At 48.5% G+C, this 23,762-nt stretch carries 17 protein-coding genes; 5 read left to right on the top strand and 12 right to left on the bottom strand.

Annotated features, from left to right (window positions below; translation table 11 throughout):
- From dgoD to BM030_RS08015, 8 genes are all read right to left on the bottom strand, one after another.
- Window positions 1-1,176 carry a galactonate dehydratase gene (gene dgoD / locus BM030_RS07980; protein ID WP_090972996.1) on the bottom strand — a complete coding sequence of 392 codons (1,176 nt, stop codon included), beginning with the start codon at window positions 1,174-1,176 and terminating at the stop codon, window positions 1-3.
- A gap of 42 nt (window positions 1,177-1,218) precedes the next feature.
- The gene (locus BM030_RS07985) at window positions 1,219-1,995 is read right to left on the bottom strand and encodes an SDR family NAD(P)-dependent oxidoreductase (RefSeq protein WP_090972998.1); all 777 of its coding nucleotides are present in this window, start codon (window positions 1,993-1,995) and stop codon (window positions 1,219-1,221) included.
- Window positions 1,992-3,233 carry an MFS transporter gene (locus BM030_RS07990; protein ID WP_090973059.1) on the bottom strand — a complete coding sequence of 414 codons (1,242 nt, stop codon included), beginning with the start codon at window positions 3,231-3,233 and terminating at the stop codon, window positions 1,992-1,994. Before BM030_RS07990 ends, BM030_RS07985 begins: the two co-directional genes overlap by 4 nt.
- A 34-nt stretch (window positions 3,234-3,267) precedes the next feature.
- A complete protein-coding gene (locus tag BM030_RS07995; RefSeq protein WP_090973000.1) occupies window positions 3,268-5,262 on the bottom strand; it encodes a right-handed parallel beta-helix repeat-containing protein in 1,995 nt (664 codons plus the stop codon).
- Window positions 5,263-5,291: 29 nt separating this feature from the next.
- Window positions 5,292-6,197, bottom strand: a complete 906-nt coding sequence (locus BM030_RS08000; protein WP_090973002.1) for a PorP/SprF family type IX secretion system membrane protein — start codon at window positions 6,195-6,197, stop codon at window positions 5,292-5,294.
- A gap of 54 nt (window positions 6,198-6,251) precedes the next feature.
- The gene (locus BM030_RS08005; protein ID WP_211657552.1) at window positions 6,252-10,973 is read right to left on the bottom strand and encodes a T9SS type B sorting domain-containing protein; all 4,722 of its coding nucleotides are present in this window, start codon (window positions 10,971-10,973) and stop codon (window positions 6,252-6,254) included.
- Between the two features lie 151 nt (window positions 10,974-11,124).
- Entirely contained in the window at window positions 11,125-12,804 is a 1,680-nt protein-coding gene (locus tag BM030_RS08010) for a RagB/SusD family nutrient uptake outer membrane protein (RefSeq protein WP_090973007.1), read from the bottom strand.
- A 10-nt stretch (window positions 12,805-12,814) separates the two neighbouring features.
- Window positions 12,815-15,820, bottom strand: coding sequence for a SusC/RagA family TonB-linked outer membrane protein (locus BM030_RS08015; protein ID WP_090973009.1), 3,006 nt, complete (start codon window positions 15,818-15,820; stop codon window positions 12,815-12,817).
- Window positions 15,821-16,074: 254 nt separating this feature from the next.
- On the opposite strand from BM030_RS08015, the gene BM030_RS08020 reads away from it, so the two are divergent.
- Window positions 16,075-17,049, top strand: coding sequence for a GntR family transcriptional regulator (locus tag BM030_RS08020; protein ID WP_211657553.1), 975 nt, complete (start codon window positions 16,075-16,077; stop codon window positions 17,047-17,049).
- Between the two features lie 30 nt (window positions 17,050-17,079).
- On the opposite strand, the gene BM030_RS08025 is transcribed toward BM030_RS08020, so the two are convergent.
- Complete coding sequence (locus BM030_RS08025) at window positions 17,080-17,682, bottom strand: carbon starvation CstA family protein (protein WP_244518786.1); 603 nt, start codon at window positions 17,680-17,682, stop codon at window positions 17,080-17,082.
- A gap of 344 nt (window positions 17,683-18,026) precedes the next feature.
- Here BM030_RS08025 and BM030_RS08030 point away from each other — a divergent pair, with 344 nt between their 5' ends.
- Window positions 18,027-18,458 carry a hypothetical protein gene (locus BM030_RS08030; protein WP_139215842.1) on the top strand — a complete coding sequence of 144 codons (432 nt, stop codon included), beginning with the start codon at window positions 18,027-18,029 and terminating at the stop codon, window positions 18,456-18,458.
- Between the two features lie 265 nt (window positions 18,459-18,723).
- On the opposite strand, the gene mobC is transcribed toward BM030_RS08030, so the two are convergent.
- Both mobC and BM030_RS08040 read right to left on the bottom strand, forming a co-directional pair.
- Window positions 18,724-20,778, bottom strand: coding sequence for a conjugal transfer protein MobC (gene mobC, locus BM030_RS08035; RefSeq protein ID WP_090973017.1), 2,055 nt, complete (start codon window positions 20,776-20,778; stop codon window positions 18,724-18,726).
- 146 nt (window positions 20,779-20,924) lie between these two features.
- Window positions 20,925-21,215: a hypothetical protein gene (locus tag BM030_RS08040; RefSeq protein WP_090973019.1), complete on the bottom strand. Its 291-nt coding sequence runs from the start codon at window positions 21,213-21,215 to the stop codon at window positions 20,925-20,927.
- A 111-nt stretch (window positions 21,216-21,326) separates the two neighbouring features.
- Between BM030_RS08040 and BM030_RS08045 the strand changes: the two genes are divergently transcribed.
- The 3 genes from BM030_RS08045 to BM030_RS08050 are packed head-to-tail and all read left to right on the top strand — an operon-like array spanning window position 21,327 to window position 22,455.
- Window positions 21,327-21,608: a transposase gene (locus BM030_RS08045; RefSeq protein ID WP_090973021.1), complete on the top strand. Its 282-nt coding sequence runs from the start codon at window positions 21,327-21,329 to the stop codon at window positions 21,606-21,608.
- Window positions 21,609-21,652: 44 nt separating this feature from the next.
- Window positions 21,653-21,802, top strand: coding sequence for a hypothetical protein (locus BM030_RS19835; protein ID WP_170845661.1), 150 nt, complete (start codon window positions 21,653-21,655; stop codon window positions 21,800-21,802).
- Window positions 21,799-22,455 (top strand): IS3 family transposase, encoded by a 657-nt coding sequence (locus tag BM030_RS08050; RefSeq protein WP_170845662.1) that lies wholly within the window; start codon window positions 21,799-21,801, stop codon window positions 22,453-22,455. The genes BM030_RS19835 and BM030_RS08050 overlap by 4 nt, the downstream gene beginning before the upstream one ends.
- A 274-nt stretch (window positions 22,456-22,729) precedes the next feature.
- Here the strand turns inward: BM030_RS08050 and BM030_RS08055 are convergent, their stop codons facing one another.
- Window positions 22,730-23,359, bottom strand: coding sequence for a metallophosphatase domain-containing protein (locus tag BM030_RS08055; protein ID WP_090973025.1), 630 nt, complete (start codon window positions 23,357-23,359; stop codon window positions 22,730-22,732).
- Between the last annotated feature and the right edge of the window lie 403 nt (window positions 23,360-23,762).

A 23,762-nucleotide genomic window follows, 5' to 3' on the forward strand; every position in this document is an offset into this window, starting at 1 on the left:
TCATGTTTTCTGGTTAAAGTATTTCACTCCGTTTTCCGGCCTGATATCGGTCAGGTCTCCGGTATAATGCCGCAGTTCCTTGGGAACATACGGATGCTTCCTGATTTCTTCCTCGTCAATGTCTATACCCAACCCCGGTTTATCGGGGATAATCATGGCCCCGTCTTCAAAGCGGATTTCCTCGTTGCATATCTCGCTTCTCCACGGAACGTCACTGCTCATGGTTTCGAGCAGGTAAAAATTAGGAACACAGGCCGCAAGCTGCAAGGTCGCTGCATTCGCCACCGGGCCGCTGGGGTTGTGCGGACAGAAAGGGATGTGATGGGCCTCTGCCATGGCAGCAATTTTCTTCAGTTCCATGATGCCACCTGCATGGCTTACGTCTGGCTGCACGACATCGACCGACCTCATCTCGAACAGCGTTTTGAACTCCCACCTATTGTACAGGCGCTCGCCCCCCGAGACCGGGACTTTGATCCTTTTCTTCACTTCGGCCAATCCCTCCAGGTTTTGGGGAGGGATGGGCTCCTCGAACCACAATACGTCGTATTCGGCAAGCGCGTGCCCGATCCTCACCGCCGTAGGCACATCAAAACGGCCATGTGCCTCGATGATGATATCGGCCCTATTCCCGACTGCCTCTTTGACCGCGCCTATGCAGGCCATTGCCTGTTGCAACTGCGCCCGCTCGATATGGAGATAGGAAGATCCGAACGGATCCCACTTGATTGCCTTAAATCCCTGATCGACCGCGATCGCCGCTTTCTCCGCGAATTCCGCGGGCGTCTTCGCCGGGGCAAACCAGCCATTGGCATAACACGGAACGGCATCCCTGACCTTCCCGCCCAGGAGTTGATAGACCGGGACACCCAAATCCTTTCCTTTGATATCCCATAGTGCCATTTCGATAGCGGACAGCGCCGACATGAGCACTGGACCGCCCCGCCAATAACTATCCCTGTACACCTTGTGCCACACGGCTTCGATTGCATGCGGGTCACATCCCTTGATGACCCTTTCCAGCTCTTTGCAGGCCATTGCTGCGGTTTGCTCCTTGTATTCGAGGGTTGCTTCGCCTAGCCCATACAGGCCGTCCTGATCGGTCATCACCTTGACGAACACCCAGTTGGTCCGATAGGCATGGCAAAGGAACGTTTTAATACCGGTTATCTTCATAACTATCCTTTTGTTTACTTTAATGTCTTGATCTGAATATCCTTACACATCAATATCTTCCGGCATGTGTTGCGCGGAACATCCGCCATCGACCACCAACCTTGCCCCGTTCAGTGATGTGACGGTATCGGACGCAAGGAATGCAACGGCCTCGGCAATATCGACGCCCGTTGATTCCCTCCCAATCGGTATGTTCCGCCTCCTCCTATTGACGGCCTCCATGGTTTGCTTTTCCCACCTATCCGTGTTGATGTATCCCGGAGCAACCATATTCACCCGGATGCCTTTGGGCCCGAGATCGGTGGCCATCGAGTTGGTCAATGCGTCCAGCCCGCCCTTACTTGCAATGTAGGCAGTCCGTTTGTGGATCGCCCTTGTCGAAACATTGGAGCCGATATTCACGATCACCCCCTTGGTGTGCTTTGCAAGCATCAGGTTCACCGCATGCTGCGATACCATGAAGGTACCCAGCAGGTTCACCTGGATCACTTCCTTGAAAAAGTCGATGGCCATGTCTCCAAACCCATCACCGATACCTTGATGGGCTGCATTGTTGACCAGCACATCGATGCGCCCGAATTGGCTTTCAATGGTTGAAAACATCCTCTTGACCTGCTCCGCATCGGCAATATCCGCCACGATAGGGAAATGGTTCGGTAACCCCAAGTGTGTTAGTCTTTCGGCGGCGCTTTGCGTCAACCGCTCATCCGGGCCATTGATTACCACATGGGCTCCTTCTTTCAGGAACAACGACGCGATGTGGAACCCGGTGTTCTCCACCGCTCCGGTTACCAGTACTACTTTATTTTCAAATCTCATATATGATTGACTTCCTTGAGTTGCATATTCCTATAGTCCCTTGCAAAAAAATACTTGTATCCCACCAGCAGTAAGCCACCGCACAACAACCAAACCACGCTGAGCAAGGAAATCCCGGTGGACAGTCCGATAACCGGCTTTAAATACCCCAATACAAGCGGCGCGGTGGCCCCTACCGAAAAACCGATCATCATCATCATTCCCGAAGCTGTCGACCGGTATTTACGCGGGATCACGTCATATAAGACCGCGTAGGTATTGGCATCGAAAAAGGCCCTACCAAAACCGAAACCCGCAAATCCGATGTACGTGATCCACACCACGGTTGACTTGCCCATCAAAACGATAAACGGGGCCGCAAACAATAGCCCCATGGCCTGTAGCAGGAGGCGCTTCCCCGGGCTGTACTTGGCCAACCTATCCGAGATCGGTCCAGCGGACAGAATTCCGACAAAGGCGAACAAGTGGGTATAGAACATGGAGTGAAAACCTGCCGAGGTGAGCGTCATCCCGAACTCTTCGAATAGGTAGGTGGGAGTCCAGGTCAGGTAACCGACAAGGACAAAAATAAGGCCGGAGAAGGCGATGGTGAGGATCAGCGCGGTAGGTGTCTGAAACAGCACTTTCAACCCCGCAAGGAAGGTTACTTCGCCTTTTCCTACCGCCGCTTGGCCGTCATTCCGATCCTTTAGCCGGAAAGCCATGACAATCCCGTGGATGACGCCAAACGCACCGAAGATGTAGAAGGCGTTCCTCCACCCCCAGCGTTCGCCGATGTAGGCGGCTATCAAACCGCTTAGGATAATACCCACATAATACGAGGTCTGGTGGACGGACATGGCAAATGAGCGGGTATCTTTATGGTACGCCGCCAACAAGGTGTAGTTGGCTGGGCCGAAAAAGGCCTCGCCGCCACCAGTCGCCAGACTTCTCATGATAATGAGCATCATGACCCCATTGCTCAATCCCGTAAACATCGTTGCAGTGCTCCAAAACAGGATACTCCCGACGATGATCCACTTTTTACTATAGATATCGGCGAAGTAACCTGCAACCGGAACGAGTATCGCGTAAAACAGGTTGAATAACGTGGCTATCCAACCAATCTGGATATCGGATAAACCCAGGTCTGATTTGACGAGTGGAAGCACGACATTGAAGACCTGTCGATCGGCTTGATTCACGAAAAAAGCGATCCACAACAGCAACAGTACTTCCCATTTATAATTTTTTGACATCTGCGCTCTCGGTTTCCGTATATTCGTCATGTGTTCAATAGCGATCGATTGACTCGATAATCCGGTCGATTTCCGACTTGACGCTTCCTTCCAAGGCTACATCAAACGTTTTGTCGCCTATGTGCAATTCCAGCGCATGGTTTGCAGGGCTGTACCCATATCGAATGTCCGCATGGATCCCCCGCGAGTCCAATCCCAACGTGCGTTGCCAATCCCCCAGCGTGTAGACCTTCTTTTCCTTACCGATGCCCAGGTAATTGTCCGACTCGAATGCGCCATAGACATTCCCGTCCACTTTGGCTTCGCTTATGGGAATGGAGACCGCTACCGGGGATTGGCTGATGATATTTTCCGTGATCTCCACCCCTTTGCCCGTGAAGGTTTGTCCCAAAAAGTACCGCGTGCCCCCATAGCCCAGCCGGATACCCGCTAGGCCACTGCCAAGTATCAGGTTGCGGTAACATCGGATATGGTCTGACTCGCTGCCGCGTATTCCCAATTGCTTGACATCGATGATCACGTTATTGGCAATCTCATTGAGATGCGTGGAAGCTTCGATGTATATCCCCCCTTCCAGGCTTTTATGGATAACATTCTCATTGATCGAAACATTCTCATTGGCCGCATCCAACCAGATACCGCCATGCCCATGCATATTGTTCTCAATGTAATTGCCGACCAACATGCTGCTTCGGAGATGGTGTAACTTAATGGTCGCGCTTTCATGGAGCTGGCTAAAGTCCTGCCAGCAATTGTCACGCAGTTTGTTGTTGTATATCAGGATCGCGTCTTGCTGGAAATCATAATAATCGATATCCGAACTTCCTGTCGTGCCGCAGATGGCCGCTATGCCACACCTGTTGAACGCACTGTTCGCTACGATGTGATAACCCCGCTCCGCCATGGAATACCTGGAAGGAAGTTCAAACCCGATGTCAAGCCCAACGCCGTTCGCGTCTTCGATCACGCAGTTATTGATGATGAAATGGTGGCCGCAATTCGTGGACACGATGCCCCGTTGCGGCGGGGGGAAACCGTTGCCTGCCTTCTGGAACGTGATGTTTTCGATCTTTATATAGCCGTTGTACCGGTGTTCCGGAGAGAAGCATTGTTCCCGCGCCGTGTATTCGATCTGGTGCTGCCCAGGGTGGGAATCGTCCGCCAACCTGACATGAACCGTCAATCCATCGTCTTCCACGAAGAAAGACCCTGGATTACCGGCCATATCCACATACTGGGGTACCTGCTTCAGCATCTTGCCGTCACAGAAAAGCATTCCCCGGCTCATCAACGCCAGGTTCTTTTGCGTATCCGTCTTTGCCCACCTATAGATGAAGGACGCACCATTGCCAACCCAGGGAATCAAGGGGCCGTTGACCATGGAGAATGGGTTTGTGCCAATGAATTTCTCCCGGGGCAATTTAAACATGTAGGCCTGTGCACCAGCTTGCTTGAACAGATCGTCTGAATCCGAATGGCGTACCGGGAATGCCTTTTTTGCGGGGAGGTCCGGTTGTTCGTGCGATTCATCGAAGAGGACCATGGCATCGATCTTGCGTTTCTCCCCCGACCAGAAACTATACGGCACCCATCCCTCGGACACCTGGTATGCCCCTTCGTAAATTTCGCTCCCGGTGATGATAACCGTAGCTTTGTCCACACCACGGTAACAAATCATTTCCTTCGAAGACCTCCCACCGCGCTGCGGCCTGACGGTTTCGCGGTAGATGCCCTCACCTATCAAAACCAAATCGCCGGGCATCGCAATATCCGCGGCTTGCTGGATGGTTAACAATGGCTTATCCGATGAACCGTCGTTGTTGTCATTGGCCAGGGGATGCCGCTGTGAAACATGTATTATGCGCTTATAGTCTGTCTGGTCCTCCCAATAATCGATTGAAGTGCCGTCCGGTAGTCTATAGGCCTCCTTGTCAAACCCTATCTCGCCCATCTGCTGCGCATTGCAAAAAACAGGCACCATTACAGCCATGAGCAACGTCAGGTATTTGTATTTATTCATTTTATTCATTGTTCTTCCTTTATAATTTAACTGTTATTTTAATTCAGCAGTCCCGTTATACCGCCGAACCGGTATCTTAATCCGATTTCATGCGTATTGTTGCTGATTCCGCGATTCAACGCCCTGTTACGCATGCCGAATTGGTAGCTATAACCGATGCCGAACCGTTGGATATAGACTTGTGCGATACCTGCCAGCTCCCCATAGCTCCGCGCATTCAACCCGATCCCGAATACCTGCTTGACGAAAAATATCGCCGACGCCTCTGCCTGTGGCCTTAAGCTTTCGGAATAGCTAACCAGCAGCGACGGCCGGAACTGGAAATCCATACCCAGATTGAACAGCGCGCCCGCGGTCAGGTGGTACAGGTTTCGGAAATCATAGCGATTATCGCCGCCGCCCGCACCCAGGTTGCCCAGCATCAGCCGTGGAAGCGACAAGCCGACATAATATCGTTCCGGGCGGTAGAGCATCAGCCCGAAGCCAACCAGTGCGTCCGTTTCCTTCACATCCTCCCGGAAAGCCGGGTCCTGGGGATCCAGCTGCGAGAACCGACCATCCATGTAGCTGAAGCCTGCGCTGAGCGAAAGGCCGATGTATTCGCTTTCCGATATGCGGATGCCCTTGGCAAAGAATACGCTCGCCTCCGTCAGCTTCTCTACCGCCATGCCTTCGTGCCGCAGGTTTATCCCTGCGACAGCCCCCATACGCTGTAGGCCGAAGTGGCCGCTACCCCAGTACACGGAGGGGGCGCCGTCCAGCCCGACCCACTGCCTGCGTCCAACCAAACTTATTTCGCCCTGTGGGTTCATCAGGCTCGCCGCTGCGTTCAGCGGAACACGCAGCTCACCGTGCTGGATATGCGTCAATGGCTGCTGCGCCTGAAGTCCGACGTAGATCACCAACCCCGCCATCACCATTGTTACATACCGCATCCGCTTCATGATTCCCTGATTTGTCACCTTGCTTTTTGCCGCTTCAACACTCCTATCAGAAGATCAATACCGTAGCACAAACCACCCATTTTCATGCTTCCATTCCCCATTCACTCTGAACTCGGCCACGTAGAGGTATGTTCCCGCCGGTACCCGGCGCTGGCCGTTGCCGACACCCCGGAAAGCCACCGTGCCGTTGTTGTAGCCCCCGGCCTCATATACCACCGTACCATTCCGGTTGAAAACCGTAACCTTGTTCTCCGGATACCCGCCGATAGCCTCGATCACCAAGTACTCGTTGATGCCGTCTCCGTTGGGTGAAACCGCCCGGTGCACGTGTATGGGCGGGGCCGGTGACGGTTCGGCCGAACCGTACATTTTATGCTGCACTGTATCCGCATTAAGCATCTCCTCATTGACGATCAGTGCACGTGCTACCGGGTTGGCCGCATAGTAGGTAACATTGCCCTCCTGGTTGGCCGTGATGGCCGTGGTACCCGTTGCGTGGACGGTCAGTACACCGCCGGTTACCGAAGCAACCTCCGGATTGCTGCTCATATACGATACCGGCAATCCCGATGTAGCCGTGGCCGTCAGCACGAGCGGACCATCGCCGTACAACATGGTATCCAGCATAGCGAAGGTGATTGATTGCTGCTCCATCGGTTGCCCCACGCTTTTCAACTGGTAACCGATTCCGTCAAAAGCCGCCCTGATCACGGAACCGGGCAAATCATCGGAGATATCCACCTGCAAGTCGGCCGTTCCCGTTACCTCTCCGATCAAAATCCTGTAAAGTCTGTCGGGAATGCCATCGTTATCATTCAAAAGCTCAGTACCCGTAGTGGTTCGGCCATACTCCTTATATGTACTATCGCCTGGGAGCCTGGCCAGTATCCGCCAATTCTGGGACGCAGGAGAGATGTAATACAAATAAACGTTATATGTATTCAAGCTGTCTAATATTCCCTCCTCAATAACCGAGATGTCCGGGCAATTGTCCCCATCCTGCATCCGCGACTCTATATAATTCCCATCAATGGTACCATTTGTTGCTGTCCGATAGTGCCATAAATTATCGCCATTTGAGGATTGCGTGGAAATAGCTGTTCCAGGGACAACATTGTTAAGATTCGCGTTGACAAAATGAATCGGATGAATGACGACAGGAATAGCAACATTGGAATATCCGGAACTTCCATTTTCATTTATTGCTTTGATCCGATAACTATACTCCCCTAATTGTGGGTTAATTACATCCGTGTATTCCGTAGTATCCGCCTGAACCGTATCAATAACCTGGAATTCCAAACTATCCAGTTTCCTTTCGATTACGAAACCGGTTTCATCCAGAGAGAAGTCAACCCATGCAAGTTTTACAATGCTATCGCTGTGCAGCTTAGCCGTGAGGTTTCCCGGTGTTTCAGGCATTTTCAGGATATGGCTTCTACTGACATTTGAATACCCCTGAACGCCATTCCCATTAAAGGACAATACACGGTACCAATACGTATTGCCAGAAACCGCACTGGAATCTACATACGAAACCACATCCGGCGCTAAGGTATCTATTGCCCGAAATTCTTCTACGCTCGTAGCCCGTTCAATGATAAACCCAGCTTCATTATGGGAGTTATCAACCCAATTCAGGGTGACAGTGTTTTCAGAATTGATATGAGTGGATAATTGTGAAGCTGCTATAGGGAGATTTGTGGAATCTGATGAATATATTAGCTTGATATAGGGAACACCGTCCTCTTTGTCTTCAGCCCTGTCCACCCAATGCCGTACGGTGATTGTAGCCTGACGGGGGCTAATTCGTAAAAATATCCACTCCCCTCCCATAGCACCATTTTGATATTGGGAAGTGATGAACTGCTTTAAGGTATGGCTACCTTCTACATTAGTGACTGTAACATGATATGCATTGGCTGTAACTACGGGGTCAATAAAACTATTCTCAATTTTGGTTGCAGACGACTGATTCGTACCTGAGTAATTTCCGTCATAATAATCTTCGAAACTTACTAAGTTTGTAGGTCTATAAGACAACCCCCATAAATCGGCTGCAAAGCTGGCCACCGGTGAAACATTATCCAATAAAATTCCGAAACTGGCTTCCTTCAGATCGGCTATCGCTGAGCCATTGGGAAGTTGAAAAGGAAAAACGGCATTCCCACACACGCCATCGCCGCTCCTCCCGACAAGCATCACACTTGCGTGTGGATTAAAGCCGATAGCGTTATTGCTTATAGTCCTTGTAACCCATTGGTTCGATTCACTGGCCTCCCTGATATCAATTTCCGCCCCTTGCAAGGTAGTAAATTGTGATCCTTGGTGCCAGTCAGACATCCCATATTGGCAAATGCTTCTGATTTCCCATTCATATTGTGTTTCTGGCACCAACGCCGAAAGCTGAAAATAGGGTTCTGCGATAGAATCCGCTTCAATCCAGTTAGGACTGCCCAAAGCCCTATATCGTATATCGCAATAGTTGACAACACTTGCTTTTTCCCAAGACAACAAGGCACTAGTCGCCAGATTTTCCCTCACTGCAAGATTTGCCGGAACCTCACATTCGGCCTCTATTAAGGTTGTAAACAGCAAAGAGCTACTCCAGTTGCTGTTTGAATCTATTCCGCTGGCACGTACCTGACATTCATAATCGTTTATGGGAGCTAACCCCATAAGGGTAAAAGAATTATCCTGGATGTTATTCAGAATAGTCCAACCCGTATCACTGACATTTCTGAACTGTAGGTCGTAATTTATCGCTCCCGCTACCGAATCCCACCTGAGGGAGCAATAAATGTCTGATAATTGGTCAACCGAAAGACTATCGGGAACGGTAACGGGTACGTTAGGAGACTCACAGGACGCTTCGGAATATTTAAATAAAACTACAGAGGAAAAAGGTTCCAAATCCACTTCGCCGCAATAATAATTATTCCTTGCATCAATAAATTTACCAGGTGGTAGAATAGTTGCTTTCGGCTGCAAAGTCTCATTATAATAATACAGTAAGTTTTCTTCCATGTTTCCCGAAACGCGAATCGGGCTCGGGGAAGAATCGGAAAATGCCGACCTGTTGATATCAAGCTGATTAACACTATAGATGGCTGAACTGTCAGGGTTACCATCTATGTTTTTTATGTAAATGTTCTCAGCAACTAAAGGGTTTACGATAAAGTTGCCCGTGTATGTCCCTGACTCGTCAACATCAAGTGCGGTGGATGTATAATATAAAATATTGTGAGATCCGCTTGAATCCGTGGATACCAGTATGTTATCATTAAACGCAAGACTTACATCAGCGGACTGCAAAGCAACATGTGCTTCCGCGGAACCGGCTCCAAATGCAGTATTGTTTTCAAAAACGGTGTTCCCGGTAATCCAGTGCAGAAAATAACCGGTAGCACCGCAATTAAATACAGAGTTATTCCTGACCGTCACGTTATTACTGCCATTGTCCAGATAAATACCTACCGCCCGGTTCCGCCCTGAATGGTTCCCTTCCGGCTGTCCTCGGGCATTGTCCACAATATTCCATTCTATCACTGACCCCTGAGTCGTAAGGCCACCCAAATTATTGTTGGTATAGATCCCGCCCATATCATCGACAAGCATCACTACGTCCTTCAGGTAATTGTTCTTTATGAGTTGATTCTTACCTCCTGTGACAATGCCGGCTCCGCCAACTAGGGTTATTTTATTCCGTAGAAATTGAGCACCATTTGATTCATTATATATGCAAAATAGGCCCTTCTCCTTCCCGTATGCCGGATCCATTCCAATGTTATAAAACTCATTGTCATGAACGACTAATCCGGTGGTACCGTTACGAACATATACCGCCCGGACATTGACTTCCTCAAAATAGGAATCTGCTATTTGAACACCAGCTGTGTTCTCAGCCTTCACCCCTTCTCCTCCTGCAGCTGAAATCTCTACCTCATCGAGTGAAAGATTTTCGGATCCATAAGCATTCACATTAAAATGATTTCCGAACTTTACAGCGATATCACTGAAACTGATATCACTAACGCTGTTTATTTCTATTACGGCCTCTTCAAACGGATAGGTAAATTCCGTACCATTAGGATTAGTAGTAGAATATAAATAAATCTTTCCAGTAGCCCGGTTATAGCACCATTCACCTTCGCTATCCAATGCATTAATACTGTTGATAAGATAGTATCCGGAATTGGGTTGTAGCGATGCAACATCAAACCCCGGCCCAAGAAACACCGTATTTCCAACATGGTCTGTTACCTCTACCCGATTATATCGGAATTCGGACACTCTTATCACCACATCGGCCCCGGTCCAGTCTATTGAACTTCCTAGTTCGTTATCGGTGAACTGCGTGACACCGGAAGATGATTCCAGCCGTAGAAATCCCCCGTCGATTGAATCTTTATTGGGAAATCTGCCCACCGGGAGCCTGTCGTTTTCCCTATAAAGATTGTTGAGCTCCGAGGGTGCCTGTACGAGCACTTTCTCCCATATGTTGCCCATAAAGGATGTCCAGCCGGAGTTAAACGTCACACCTCCGGAAATAACTGGCTTATTACCTGCTCCAAATGCTCCGAACGACAGCTGATCCTGCGTTATCAGCAATGATCCATGGAATGTGTCACCCCGCTTAAAAAGTATCTGGTCACCTGCCTGAAAACTGGCCATTTCCCCATTGACTTTACCCAGGGTTTGCCAAGGTTCTGCCTCACTTAGACCGGAATTTACGTCATTACCTGCCGCTGAAACATAATAGGTATGCTGTGCCAACAATGGTATTCCTTGTGTTAAAAAAAGAATTATAATCAAATATGTTTTTAGGGGGGGGCAACTCCAGCCATTGTCCTTATAGTAAGCTATTTCCATGGGTTCTTGAAAATTAGAGTCAACTAATCTGAACGATATAAAATGACAATTCACACTAATTATAACCGGGATTCTGTTCGAGAACCGCACCGGAATTTGCATCTATTACAGCCTGCGGAATAGGCCACAAGGCGTTGTGCTCCTGAATTGTGCTACCCGCAGACCTCCCTCCTGTTCCGGCTGGTTCAGAATTGTATTTTCTAACACGATCCACTAATCTCCCCATCCGAATCAGCGTTCTCATTCTGGGCTCTTCCACCAGTAATTCCCTTGCCCGTTCATCCAAGATGTAATCTTCCGTTACATCCGATGCCCCAATCAGTGACGCTTTTGCCCTGCCCCGTACAACATTGATGTCCGCAGCCGCTTTATCCAAATCACCCTTTCTAAAATATGCCTCGGCTCTTAAGAGATACGTTTCCGAGACGCGCATCCGACTCATATCCTTTGCGGTATTGCCTGAACTTGGCTGGTCGGCAGATGGATGTCCATCTATTTTCCTGAACCAAGGGTAATAGCCAAATAACGTGTCGAGCCTTTGGGTTGTCAACGTACCGTCTTCCCTTGTGACGTATAGGTTACCGTCTGAACCGTACGCCGTTCTGATCGGCTTTTGGAAGTACTCCGGATCGGCAGGGTTATTATAGTAAAAAGTTCTGCGGATATTGTGTTTCGAATTCCGGATATCATTTGGATCATCCCATATATAATATTTAGCATAATTTGTTGGCGAATTAACCCCGATACCTCTAGGCAAACTATCGACTGAATTATTCTTGATTCCATTAGGCGTTCTGATTACGTCATATTGGGGAGCCCACAACCTGGGTAGTTGACTACCACTATTTCCTAATATGTATAATTCGATTTGATAGGCCCATATCACTTCCTTGTTACCTTCGGAGCGATTAATCTGGCCATAAGCAAACACGTCGGAAAAGACATCCCCCGGCGAAGAACTGGCGGGACCGAAACGTTGAGTCGCAATTTCATAATCTCCAGCTTCTTTTCCTATCACTTTATCTGCAGCACCTATGGATTTATCATAATAGGAATCGTCACCGCTCAGCATTGCCAAAGTAATATATACTTCGCTTAGCAGATGGAAGGCGGCGGCTCGGGGTACCCTGCCGTCTTCGGCTATATCTATAGCAAGTAACCGGGACGCCGCCTCAAGATCACTCATCGCAAACAAAAGCACATTCTCCCTGCTCTCCCTTTCAAAATCAAAGCGCGGTTCGGAATACAGGGTCTCCACGATCGGTACCCCTCCGAAAAGATTGGCCAGTATATTATAGACATAGCCTCTGAAAAACAAAGCCTGTCCCTTGATATTATTTCTGGATTCCTCGGAAATATCAATATCCATGTTATCTATGTTATCCAGAATCAGGTTGGCCCGGGGCAAAACCTTTTCGTAGGCCCAATTCCAATAGAGTCGGCTTGGTTCTGCGTAAGAGTTGATTAGTGTGTAATCTGCAAACCCGCGGCTGTCGGCCCTACCCCATCTCACTACATCCGTACCTAAGTTCATGTAGTCAAAATTCCCTGAAAGATGGTGTTCACTCCTCACCGATTCGTACAATGCGGTCAGAACAGCATCGAAACCGGATTCATTTACCAGTAAATTCTCTGGGCTAAAGCGATCCAAAGGCACTTCATCCAGATAACCATTTTTACAGGATAAAGCACTTAGTGCTAAAAAAATCGTTAAAAAAAAGCTAATATTTTTCATTATTTCGAATTTAAAGTTGAACCCTTAGTCCCGCTGTGTATATCTTCATTATTGGCCCGTTGGCGCCCGGATCTCTGGAACCTGCCCCGAACTCCGGGTCCCACCCCTTCCAATCCGTCCATGTGATGAGATTTTTGCCACTCGCATAGACCTGGACGTTTTTCAATCGGATTTTCTTTGTTATGCCTGAAGGAAAAGAATAGGCCAATGATACGTCCTGCAACCGGACAAAGGACCTAGGTTGATAAAAACCATAATTCAATGGATTCCGGTAATTAATTGCTGGATACTCATTACTCGGATTTTCCGGTGTCCAGTATGGAACATCCATATAGTTTGCCACGTCATAAAAATTAATACCCGGGACAGTACTGGTATTAGCGGTGTAACCCCCATTTCGATAGAACAGTACCGCCATCAGGCTCAATCCCCTGAATGAAAGTGTATTTGTTACCCCCAGCGTATACTTAGGCCTGTTATAATGGAGTACCGTTCTGTCATCCGGGGTTATAACGCCATCGGGAACGCCATCCGGACCGCTAATATCTTTAAACCTTATATATCCCGGCTTTGCGTCGGGCTGCAAAGAGAAATCATCTCCTTCCTGATAAATCCCGTCAAAGACATAGTCGTAATTCGATCCCAGGGAATGACCTATAAACCATCCGCTTGCAATATCATCGTCTTCAATGCCATCCTCGTTAAAATCCGCTCCGGTAAGTTTCAGGATTTTGTTCCGATTATGGGTAAATGCGAAATCAACAGACCAAGTGAAATCCTTATTAACCAAGGGCTTTGTATTCAAGCTTATTTCCATCCCTTGGTTGGACACCTCACCGACATTTCGTAAAAAACGATTGAATCCATTTGTGTTAGGAATGGATTGGCTGAGTAATAAATCAGTAGTCTTGCTTGTATAAACATCCAATGAGCCACTTATCCTGTTTGATAAAACAGAGAAATCTATAGCTAGATTTGTACTCGTAGTGGTTTCCCAACCCAATTTCGGATTGGCCATGGACGTCACATATTGACCGGCAGCCGTATTCGGCCCAAATACGTAATAGGTTTCAGTCATGTTACTTAAGGCCGAATACCGGCTTACACCGCGGTTTCCATTTTTTCCCCAGGACAAACGGAGCTTTAGATTATCCAGAAAAGCAGCATCGGACAGAAAAGATTCCTCACTTACGTTCCAGCTTGCACCCACTGCAGGGAAAAGACCGTATTTTCTTCCATCTCCAAATGCCGAATATCCGTCCCTGCGTAAACTTATGTCAAAAATATATCGGTGATTGTATATATATCCCAACCTGCCCATGGCTGATACCTGTTGATCCTTGCCCGCCCCGGTTTCCAACGCATAGGAATCACCGATCTCAAGGGAATTCCATCCTAAAGCGTCATTAAAAATATTCTTACTGCTCAATTCCGAAGACTCATCCTCCGCTTCGTAAATACCGTACATCAGGGTAGCTTTGAAAGCGTGTTTTCCTACAGTCCTATTATAGTTTATGATATTTTCCAGCGTAAGATTGTTGCTTGAGTAATAATATTTGCTCCCGGATCCCAGGTTGTAAAAGCCATCCCGGCTATAAGATGGTTTGTAGCTGAAATCATGGTTATCCTGCGTGGTAAGGCCGACATTCAGGCGGTAGGAAAGCCCTTCAACGGGAAGATCGACATTCAGGTAACTGTTCAGGAAAAACGTCTTATTGATTCTTTCGTTGGCATTTAATGCATGGTCAATAACAGGGTTTCCACCAAGGCCTATGTCCATGGGTTGCTTGCGTGGTACCCCATCATCATAGTAAAGGCTGGCGTAGGGGCTTAAGTAGGTTGTCTGGAGAAGATTTGCCCGGAACCCCGAATTGTCCTTTGCTGTATATCCAGAATGCAATCCAATTTTCAACCAATCGGTTGCACTAAAATTCAGGTTAGCCCTTCCGGAAGTTCTCTTAAAATTATCACCGGCTACCGGTGAGTGGGAATCCATAAACGATCCGGACAGGTAATAGGTGAGGTTTTTTGCCGTTCCGGAAACACTTAACTCCGAATTCCAGATGGGAGCATCCTGGCTTATGGCCTTAAACGGATCAATAGTCTTTCCTGCAGCGATGTTTTCCACCTCTATCGGTTGGAAGGGGAGCGACCCGTTGTCTGCCTGCTCAGCGTACGCACGATTCCGAAGATATTCCTCAGCATTGAGATAGTCGGGGAGATGCGCATAGTCCGCAGAACCATAGTAAGTGTGAAGGAGTATCTGGGGATCCAATGCTGTTCCCTTTTTGGTAGTGATCTCAATTACTCCATTCGCTGCCAAGGATCCGTAAATCGCCGTCGAACTGGCATCCTTGAGAATATCAATGGACTCAATATCACCCGGATTAATATCCGTTAAACTTCCGCCCCTGTAAATGACCCCATCCAGAACGATCAAAGGATCATTGCTTGCAGATATCGAGTTGGTACCCCTGATCAGTATGGTCGGATTGCTACCCGGGCGACCGTTATCCGTTACGGTAACTCCCGCAACCGTGCCCCTCATAGTTTGTGCAATATTTATATTTGGGACATTTTCAACCCTATCCAGGTTCACCGAGGCAATGGCTCCGGTTAAATCTTTCCTTTGGGCAGTGCCGTACCCGATCACCACTACCTCATCCAGTTGTCCGGCTTCTACCTCCATGACCACGTCTAACCGATGTCTTCCCGCAGGTGCGATTTCCTGGGTTTTCATACCGATCAGCGAAAAAGTGAGCATAACTTCACGATCCAATTTGCCCAGTACGTAATCACCGTTCCTATCGGTGGTGGTTGCTTGACTGTCGCCTTTTACCCTTACCGTAACCCCCGGTATCGGTTCGCCGGAAACACCGGTCACTTTCCCGGATACGGCATTCTCCTGCGCTTTGGCCCACTGAAGTGGAGCTAACAACATTACAATCATGAAGACCATGATCCCCAACCATGGAGATTGGTAATCCAAAAACTGTCCGAAGGATGTTCTTTTCATAATCTATTGGTTTATATTTGTCCCGAACCACACTACATCAAAGCTAAGAGGCAAGATAAGTGTGGTGTGGTGTGGTGTGGTGCAAATATCTTATTATTTATTTCACTTTTCCAAAAAAAGGCTTTATTATTTTTGAAAAAACAAACAAGTAACTGTAAAACAATTAGTTAAATTTTGATATGCGCAATAGACCATTCTTTAAAAAAGAAGAAATAACGGTGGATCTATCCTCTCAAATACCTTTTTACAAACAATTGACGACATCAATACAGCACCTGATCGAGACAGGACGGTACAAACACGGCGACATATTGCCTTCAATGAATGTGCTTAGCGAATCGCTTTCCGTCTCTAAGGAAACCGTCAAAAAGGCTTATGCCATCTTACGGGAAAAAGGCGTTATCGAATCCGCACAGGGCAAGGGATTCTATGTGAAAGAAAACAAAGGCGCCCTCAACGTGCTGATGATATTCGACAAACTCAGCACCTACAAATTGGTATTAGCACGTTCATTCAAGGAAAACACTGGAGAAAATATTCAGACGACCATCCGTCTTCACGACCAGGATATAGATCTTTTCGAAACACTGGTTCATGAGAACTTGGACAATTTTGATTATTACCTCATCACACCGCATTTCCCGATAGATGACGACATCCAGCGGAGGGCTATCACCGCGCTCGGAAAAATACCTAACCGCAAACTCGTCATCCTGGATCGGAAAGTCGAATCGTTTCCTGGCAACTACGGTATGGTCTACCAGGATTACGAACAGGATGTACAGCGGGGATTGTCACAGGGCAGAGAGCTTTTTGAAAAATATACCACGGTGAACACCATCTCAACGGCTGGGAGCCTTTATGGGGCATTCACGGAAAAGGGGATTGCAAGATTCTGCCTCGAACACGGAATCGATCATCGTATTTATAAAACCATCAATCCTGAAAAAGTGCTGAAAGGTGGGGTTTACATTGTCCTGAACAGCCAACTGGACATTGAATTAATCGAAATCATTAGAATCGCCAAATCTAAAGGCCTGAAAATAGGGGATGATATCGGTATCGTTTCCTACAATGAATCCCCTATCAATGAAATCATTCTCGACGGACTAACCGTATTGTCCACGGATTTCCAAGAAATGGGAGCACTTGCTGCCGAAATGGTCAAATCCGGGAAACTATCCAAGATTTGGAATAAATTCGACCTGATTATCCGAAAAACGCTCTGACTCTTTGCAATTCCAATTTTCTTTTTTGTCTCACCCCACCACCTCCTTGACCGTCTCGCCATAGCTGTCGGTCTTGTCGGCAGGCATGCCCAGCAACCGGTACCACTTGCGGAAGGCGCCGATGAACACGATGAGCATCAGCACCATGGCCAGCATCGCCAGACCGGCCAGCAGGTACTGACCATGGGGGAGGTAAATATCCTTCACCTGCAGGTAGCAGGCCCAGAACGTGATCACCGCCATGAACACGCCCGGGATGGCCGAACACAGCGCATACCTGCCGCGGTTCAGCCGGATCAGCATCGTGGTGCACACGATCAATCCGCATGCTGCCAGCAGCTGGTTGCTGATGCCGAACAAAGGCCAGATGCTGCTTACGTTGCCCGTGTAGACCAGGTAGCCCCAGCTGGCCGTGAACAGCAGGCTGGCGATGATTACCCCGGGCATCCAGTCCTTGTCGCTGAATCGGGGGATGACGCCGCCCAGCATCTCCTGTAGGAAAAAACGCCCCCTCCCCCGCGTACCCGCGTCGATCGCCGTGAGGATGAACACCGCCTCGAACATAATGGCGAAGTTGTACCAGTAGGCCATCATCTCGTCCATGAACGGGATGTTGTTGAAGATGTGCGCCATGCCCACGGCCAGCGACACCGAACCCCTGTGCGCCCCTGCAGCTCCACGCCGATCTTTTCCACGAAGTGCGGCAGTTCCACCAAATGCCCACCACGTTGACGAAATCCGCATCACCCTCGAACAATGTGGCAAGCCAATCGGTGCGCCTAGCATTCCAAGCCTCGGTGAACAATCGAGGGATTTCATCGGGTGTTGTTGCTTTTTCCATCGGGCGTTTTTACCAAAGGCAAAGGAGCATAAATTCCTGCCCTTTGTAAAATTGATGCTAGATAGGATGAAGGATTACACCAATTTCCCTCAAAGTTGTCTATCTTCACACAGAAAGGAGGATACGGCACATGTCCATGAACAAATTTTTCGCGGCCCTGATTACACTATTGGCATGTGGTGCCAGTGCACAGGCGCAGGTAATCGTCAACCCGGATGGGACGCATTCCGTCGCCATGGGAAATATCGTTGTGAATTCCGATGGCACCCATTCCGTGCGCACGGGCGATGTGATTGTCAATCCGAACGGCACCCATTCGGTGATCAGCGGGAATGTGCTGGTGACCCCGGATGGTAGGCATGTCCCTTTTTTTGACACGAGCCAAAAAGAGGCCGATCACAAGGCAGCCGCAAGGGACGATAACCGCTACAGGTATGGGGCCATGACGCAGCGCGCGCTATGGTTAAAACGCATGGATGCCCTTAAAAAGCAGCGCCGGGAGGAGTGCAAACTCCGGAAAGCGCGGAATAAAGAACTGCGGGATGTTTTTCACCGTGCCGTTAGGTGACGTCTACGGTAAGCCAAAAAAATTCCATAAATAATTTTCTTAGTGTAAAAAATACACTATCTTTGCATCATCATAATTTAGGTTTATAATTGGTTAGTAAAGGTTTCCATTCTCCCCGTTTGGAAACCTTTCGTTTTCTAATCCCCCTACCCCGCTTATTTCTTATGCCATTTCGAGCGTGCGATGGCGACCTCTCTTTCATCAGCATTTAGCGCGAGACGTACGTAATGGGTTTATAATATTGGTTTATGGGATCGCTTGATGCTCACAGGGAAAACGCTGGACCAGTTTGGTCATCGGCATTTTTCTCTTGTTGACAAGATTGTTCGGGCGTCGATTGTTGCTCCTTCTTATCCAACTGCTCCGGTAATTGCTCCCTTTCAATCCGTTCCAGTTCATCCAGCATCAGCTCCCTGACTTCACGCTTTATTTTCAGGTAATTTTCCCGGATGTCCTCGGTGGTGACCGTCGCAATCTTCGGGATGTCCTTGTAAGCGGCCCCCTCCGCGGCGATGGCGGCGTGGTCATTCTGGACTTCGGCGTGGAAGACCTTCAGTTGAATCTTTTCCTCGGGATTATCGGCGACCATGCCGACGAAGCTGCCGGAAGATAGCGTGGCGATTTTGGAGGCGGGGATGGCGTAGTCGAGCTGCGCGGACTTGGTGAATGTCGTGTCGCTGCTGCTGAGCGTGCTACTATTGCGCTCCTGCATAATCTTGCCAAAGGTTTCGGAAAGCGCCTTGGCCGTATCACCTGTGACCTGTCCAGCGATGACATTGCCGACAATGCCCGCAATGACGTCGGCCTGTTCGGAACCATAATCCTTTTTCAATTGGCTGAAATCCTGCACGGCGATGGTAGTGGCGACTTTGTTGGAACGGGCGGTGGCGATGAGGCTGTCGATGTTATTAAAGTAGATGGTGGGAAACTCATCGAAGATGAGGCTACTCTTTTGCCTGCCTTTTTTATTGACGAGCTTGATCATTCGGGAGATATAGAGGGAGAGCACTGCGCCGTAAGTCTGGAGTTTTTCGGGGTTGTTGCCCACGCAGATAATTTTGGGATCATCCGGATTGTTCACGTCCAGCGTGAAGTCGTTACCGGAGAGGACGTAGTCAAGCTGCGGCGAGGATAGCCGGGCGAGGCCTATCTTGGCCGAGGCGATCTGCCCTTCCAATTGTTCCTTGGCGTTGTTCTGGAAGGCGGAGATGAAGGGGTTGATGAGTGTCTTGATCTCGTCCTGCTGGCTGAGGGCGGCAAAGAGCGGATCGTAATCCACCTGCATCAGTTCGATGACATGGGGCAATGTACAATAGCTACCGTCCCTGTAACGCCGGAGATACCAGATGATGGCCGTGAGGAAGTTGATGGGGGACTCCACAAAGAAGTCGCCCTGTTTCTTAATCCATTCCCTGTTGAGGCCAAGCATGATTGTCCGTGACGCTTCGGTAGCATCGGTGATATCGTCCATGCTGTGCGGGTCGAGGGGGTTACACCGATGGGTGCGGCTGAGGTCATCGAAATTGATGACGTAGAACTTCGGGGGTATTGGGTAGTGCTGGCGGTATTTGAGCAACTTATTATAGGCGATCCTAGTGAGGTCATCGTATTTGAAGTCGTAGACGAATAGGGTGAATCCCTTGCGGATGTGCTGGTCGATGATGTGGCGGATGACGAAATAGGATTTCCCAGCGCCGGGCGTGCCGATGACGAGCAGACCGCGGAAGGGGTTGATGAAGTTGATCCAGCTGTCGCGTATTTTCTCCTTGAGACGGTATTTGGCAGGCAGGTTGACGGAGTATTCGTTTTCCAGTAGCCGCTCTTCCTGTGGGAATGTCTCGTTATCGGTGTTGAATGTATCCTGCTGCAACGTGAAGCTGATGAGACGGGAGAGGCGCGTGCCGCCCACAAGGATGGCAAGGTAGCCGGTGGCGGTGGTGCCGATATAAGTGGCGGCGAGCATTTCCGCGGACAGGGGCACATGCAGGACGAGGGGGCTGGCGAAATAGCCTGTGAGACCAAGTGAGATATGGATGGCGATGCTCCGTTTATCGACTTTCTCATCCTTACGCCCCTTGATGCCAAGGAGTGAAATGGCAAGAAAAACCAATGCAGCTAACTTGGGACGGAAGTTGCCGTCAAACAGGCCCGTGGTAAGCAGATTAGCCAAGAGACTGTCCGTAATCCCCGTCGTGAGGCCCCAGCGTCGGAAGGCGAGGTAACAGGTGAGGTAGCAGTGGATGCCGAGGACAGTGAGGCTGATGAGCCTGCTGAGATCGGCTATTTTGCGCAGGGATTGGATGTCTTCTCCGGTGTTCATTGTTCTTTAGATTTGAGACGTGAGATAGATTATTGATTATTTGTTTAATAATATTGGCATCAATGAGCACTTCGGGGTTTGATATTCCGTGAAGTGTCTGTGGACCTACGCATTACGAATGCGTAGGTCCTGGGCTATGCCTTATATCATAGGCTGTGGTCTTGCCGGCCATCTGGGCCTTTGCGGCGTTTCTTCTTTTTTCGTTTCGGGACGAACGGGCCGTATTCGGGCTCGGTGCGACCGAGCAGGGATTCCAGTAGGGACTTGCCGTCGGTGGTGCCGGAGACGGTGGGCTGCTTTTTGAGTGCCTTTTGTAAGTAATCGGTTGGCTTCGGTGCCGAACGCAGGTAGGTCTTTTGCTGTGGGCGATGTTCATGTTGTTTTCGTTGCTGGGTGTTGTTGGCGCTGGGTTTGGCGCGGATATCCTGTTGGCCCAATTGGGTCGTAATGGCCTTAGCAGTGTACGCCTTGCCGAGGTCACTGCCGTTAATATAATACTCCCCAAAAACTGGACAGCTGCTTAAATGTTTAACTTAGCAGTTTGAAAAATGAAAAAAGAGCGTAGAAAGTTTAGTGCCGGCTTCAAGGCAAAGGTTGCCATCGAAGCGATCAGGGAGCAACACACGGTCCATGAACTGGCCGCAAAATACGAGATCCATCCCACGCAGATCAACACATGGAAGCGGGAGTTTCTGGATAATGCAGAGTCGGTATTCAGCAAGGAGCAGTCCCCATCCAAGGATGATTCACAGGAGAAAAAGGAGCTGTATTCGAAGATAGGGGAATTGCAGATCCAGGTTGATTTTTTAAAAAAAGTATTGGGCAAATGAGTCTGGATGATAAACGTAGGCTTGTTTGCCCGTCCTTCAGGAAGATGAGCGTTTTCGAGCAATGCCGGGTCATCGAGCTTCCGCGCAGCAGCTACTATTTCAGGCCCAAGGGGGAGTCCCTGTTCAACCAACAGCTGATGAATGCCATCGACAGCGGTTCCTGGACCATCCTTGTTATGGGGTGGAGCGGATGACTGATTACCTGAAACAGGATCTGGGCTACCCCGTCGGGGAGAAGCGGATCAGGCGGTTGTATAAAATCATGAACCTGAAGGCCATTTACCCCAAAAAGAATCTCAGCAAGGCAAACAAGGCGGATTATAAATTCCCATACCTGCTTAGGAACCTGAAGGTGGAACGGCCCAACCAGGTCTGGCAGGCGGATATAACCTATATTCCCATGTACCGTGGTTTTATGTACATGTTCGCCATCATTGACGTATACAGCCGCAAGATCATGGGGTGGGATGTATCCAATACCATGAGTGCGGAATGGTGCCGGGATGTGATGCTGGATACCATGCGCAAGCACGGTAAGCCAGGGATATTCAATACCGACCAAGGCTCGCAGTTCACCTCGGCGGTATTCATCGAAGCACTCAAGAAAAATGAGGTCCAGATATCCATGGATGGCAAAGGACGGGCCCTGGACAATGTATTCATCGAAAGATTCTGGGGGTCGCTCAAAAGGGAGAAGATATACTTGAATCCACCAAATGGCGGCGTTGACTTATACAAGCAGGTAAAGGACTATGTGAACTTCTATAACACCGAGAGAAGGCATAAGTCAATAGGCAAGGTGACGCCAGATGAAAAGTTCCATCAAGTTATCAAAAATGTGTCGTGATTATATCTTAACTTAGCGAAAAGCTGTCCAACGAATGGGGAGTATCTCAGACAGCCACGTTTGCGTTAGCCCTTTCTCCTGCAATACGGCTTTGATTCGATTCATTGTTCAGCTTATTGAAATTGCCTCACAAGATACACAAAAATCCTTTTATCATCTCATTTTGTGAGATACAATTAAATCCGACTTATATGGCAGCATAAACAACCCGGCACCACCTCACTCAAAAATAGTCAACGAAGCGTACTACAAAATACGGGAAACCGGAAAGGGTTTATTTGAAGTTTATAACCATCGGTTCATGTGCCAGTTGGTAACGGTCATTCAATACACTAGCGTTTAAATAGATTGTCTCGTCTTTAGTATCTTGGCCGTAACCCTCATGAATATGGCCAAAAAAGTGATATTTTGGTTTGACTTGGTTAACCTTAACCAATAAATCCATACAGCCTACGCATTGAGAACATGAATTTTCATCCAATATTCCCATAGGTGGCCCATGTGTGATTAACACATCCGTATCATCCGGTATCAGCTCCCAGTGTTTCTTTATTTCCTCTCCCCTTTCCCGATTGAACGCCCAGTTGTGGAACCAAGGTGTAATGGGCGATCCCCAAAATTTGATTCCATTGATTTCTGCACCGGAATCGTTCAGGTAAATCACACCCTTAGGGATCATTTGCTCGATAACCCTTGGATGCGCATGTTCTAAGAAAAAATCATGATTACCGGCAATGAAAATCTTATACTTGAATTTTAGCTTGCTGAACCAGTCAAGAAAATCCTCAATCTCCACCGGATGGCCGCTCTTACTGATATCGCCTGCATGGATGATAACATCTCCTTTAGGCAACTTTAACGAACGATGCTGCCCATGGGTATCGGATATAACAACAAACTTCATCGATTAAGTCTCGGAATTAGGTTACAAAATAACCATTTTTTGCTCAAAAACACCTCTAACATGCTTCTTTTCTGTAAATTATTGAACACCCCAATCAGTTTGCACCATGGAATACACAGCTGATTTTTCATGTTACAATGTTAGTATGTTAGGATGTTATAATGTTATAGTGATACAATGTTATAGTGTTACAGTGTTATAATGTTATTGTGTTATAATGCTATCATGTTATACTCTTACCATAATCCAGACTAGCGCACGCATGACCGTTCGCGGCTCGTTTTGCCGCATTGTATAATCTTAATAACGTATCCGCCCTATGAACTACATGTTTGATTGCTGCACTATTTTCTTATAGTTCTGTGGATATAGGTCTTTCAGGTTCTTGTGGTTGATGGCCATG

The sequence above is a fragment of the Parapedobacter composti genome, assembly GCF_900112315.1.
Lineage (GTDB): Bacteria > Bacteroidota > Bacteroidia > Sphingobacteriales > Sphingobacteriaceae > Parapedobacter > Parapedobacter composti.

Coding starts and splice junctions, on each gene's coding strand:
- dgoD (WP_090972996.1), bottom strand. CDS start 1,176: ATGAAGATAACCGGTATTAAAACGTTCCTTTGCCATGCCTATCGGACC.
- BM030_RS07985 (WP_090972998.1), bottom strand. CDS start 1,995: ATGAGATTTGAAAATAAAGTAGTACTGGTAACCGGAGCGGTGGAGAAC.
- BM030_RS07990 (WP_090973059.1), bottom strand. CDS start 3,233: ATGTCAAAAAATTATAAATGGGAAGTACTGTTGCTGTTGTGGATCGCT.
- BM030_RS07995 (WP_090973000.1), bottom strand. CDS start 5,262: ATGAATAAAATGAATAAATACAAATACCTGACGTTGCTCATGGCTGTA.
- BM030_RS08000 (WP_090973002.1), bottom strand. CDS start 6,197: ATGAAGCGGATGCGGTATGTAACAATGGTGATGGCGGGGTTGGTGATC.
- BM030_RS08010 (WP_090973007.1), bottom strand. CDS start 12,804: ATGAAAAATATTAGCTTTTTTTTAACGATTTTTTTAGCACTAAGTGCT.
- BM030_RS08015 (WP_090973009.1), bottom strand. CDS start 15,820: ATGAAAAGAACATCCTTCGGACAGTTTTTGGATTACCAATCTCCATGG.
- BM030_RS08025 (WP_244518786.1), bottom strand. CDS start 17,682: ATGGCGCACATCTTCAACAACATCCCGTTCATGGACGAGATGATGGCC.
- BM030_RS08030 (WP_139215842.1), top strand. CDS start 18,027: ATGAACAAATTTTTCGCGGCCCTGATTACACTATTGGCATGTGGTGCC.
- mobC (WP_090973017.1), bottom strand. CDS start 20,778: ATGAACACCGGAGAAGACATCCAATCCCTGCGCAAAATAGCCGATCTC.
- BM030_RS08045 (WP_090973021.1), top strand. CDS start 21,327: ATGAAAAAAGAGCGTAGAAAGTTTAGTGCCGGCTTCAAGGCAAAGGTT.
- BM030_RS19835 (WP_170845661.1), top strand. CDS start 21,653: ATGAGCGTTTTCGAGCAATGCCGGGTCATCGAGCTTCCGCGCAGCAGC.
- BM030_RS08050 (WP_170845662.1), top strand. CDS start 21,799: ATGACTGATTACCTGAAACAGGATCTGGGCTACCCCGTCGGGGAGAAG.
- BM030_RS08055 (WP_090973025.1), bottom strand. CDS start 23,359: ATGAAGTTTGTTGTTATATCCGATACCCATGGGCAGCATCGTTCGTTA.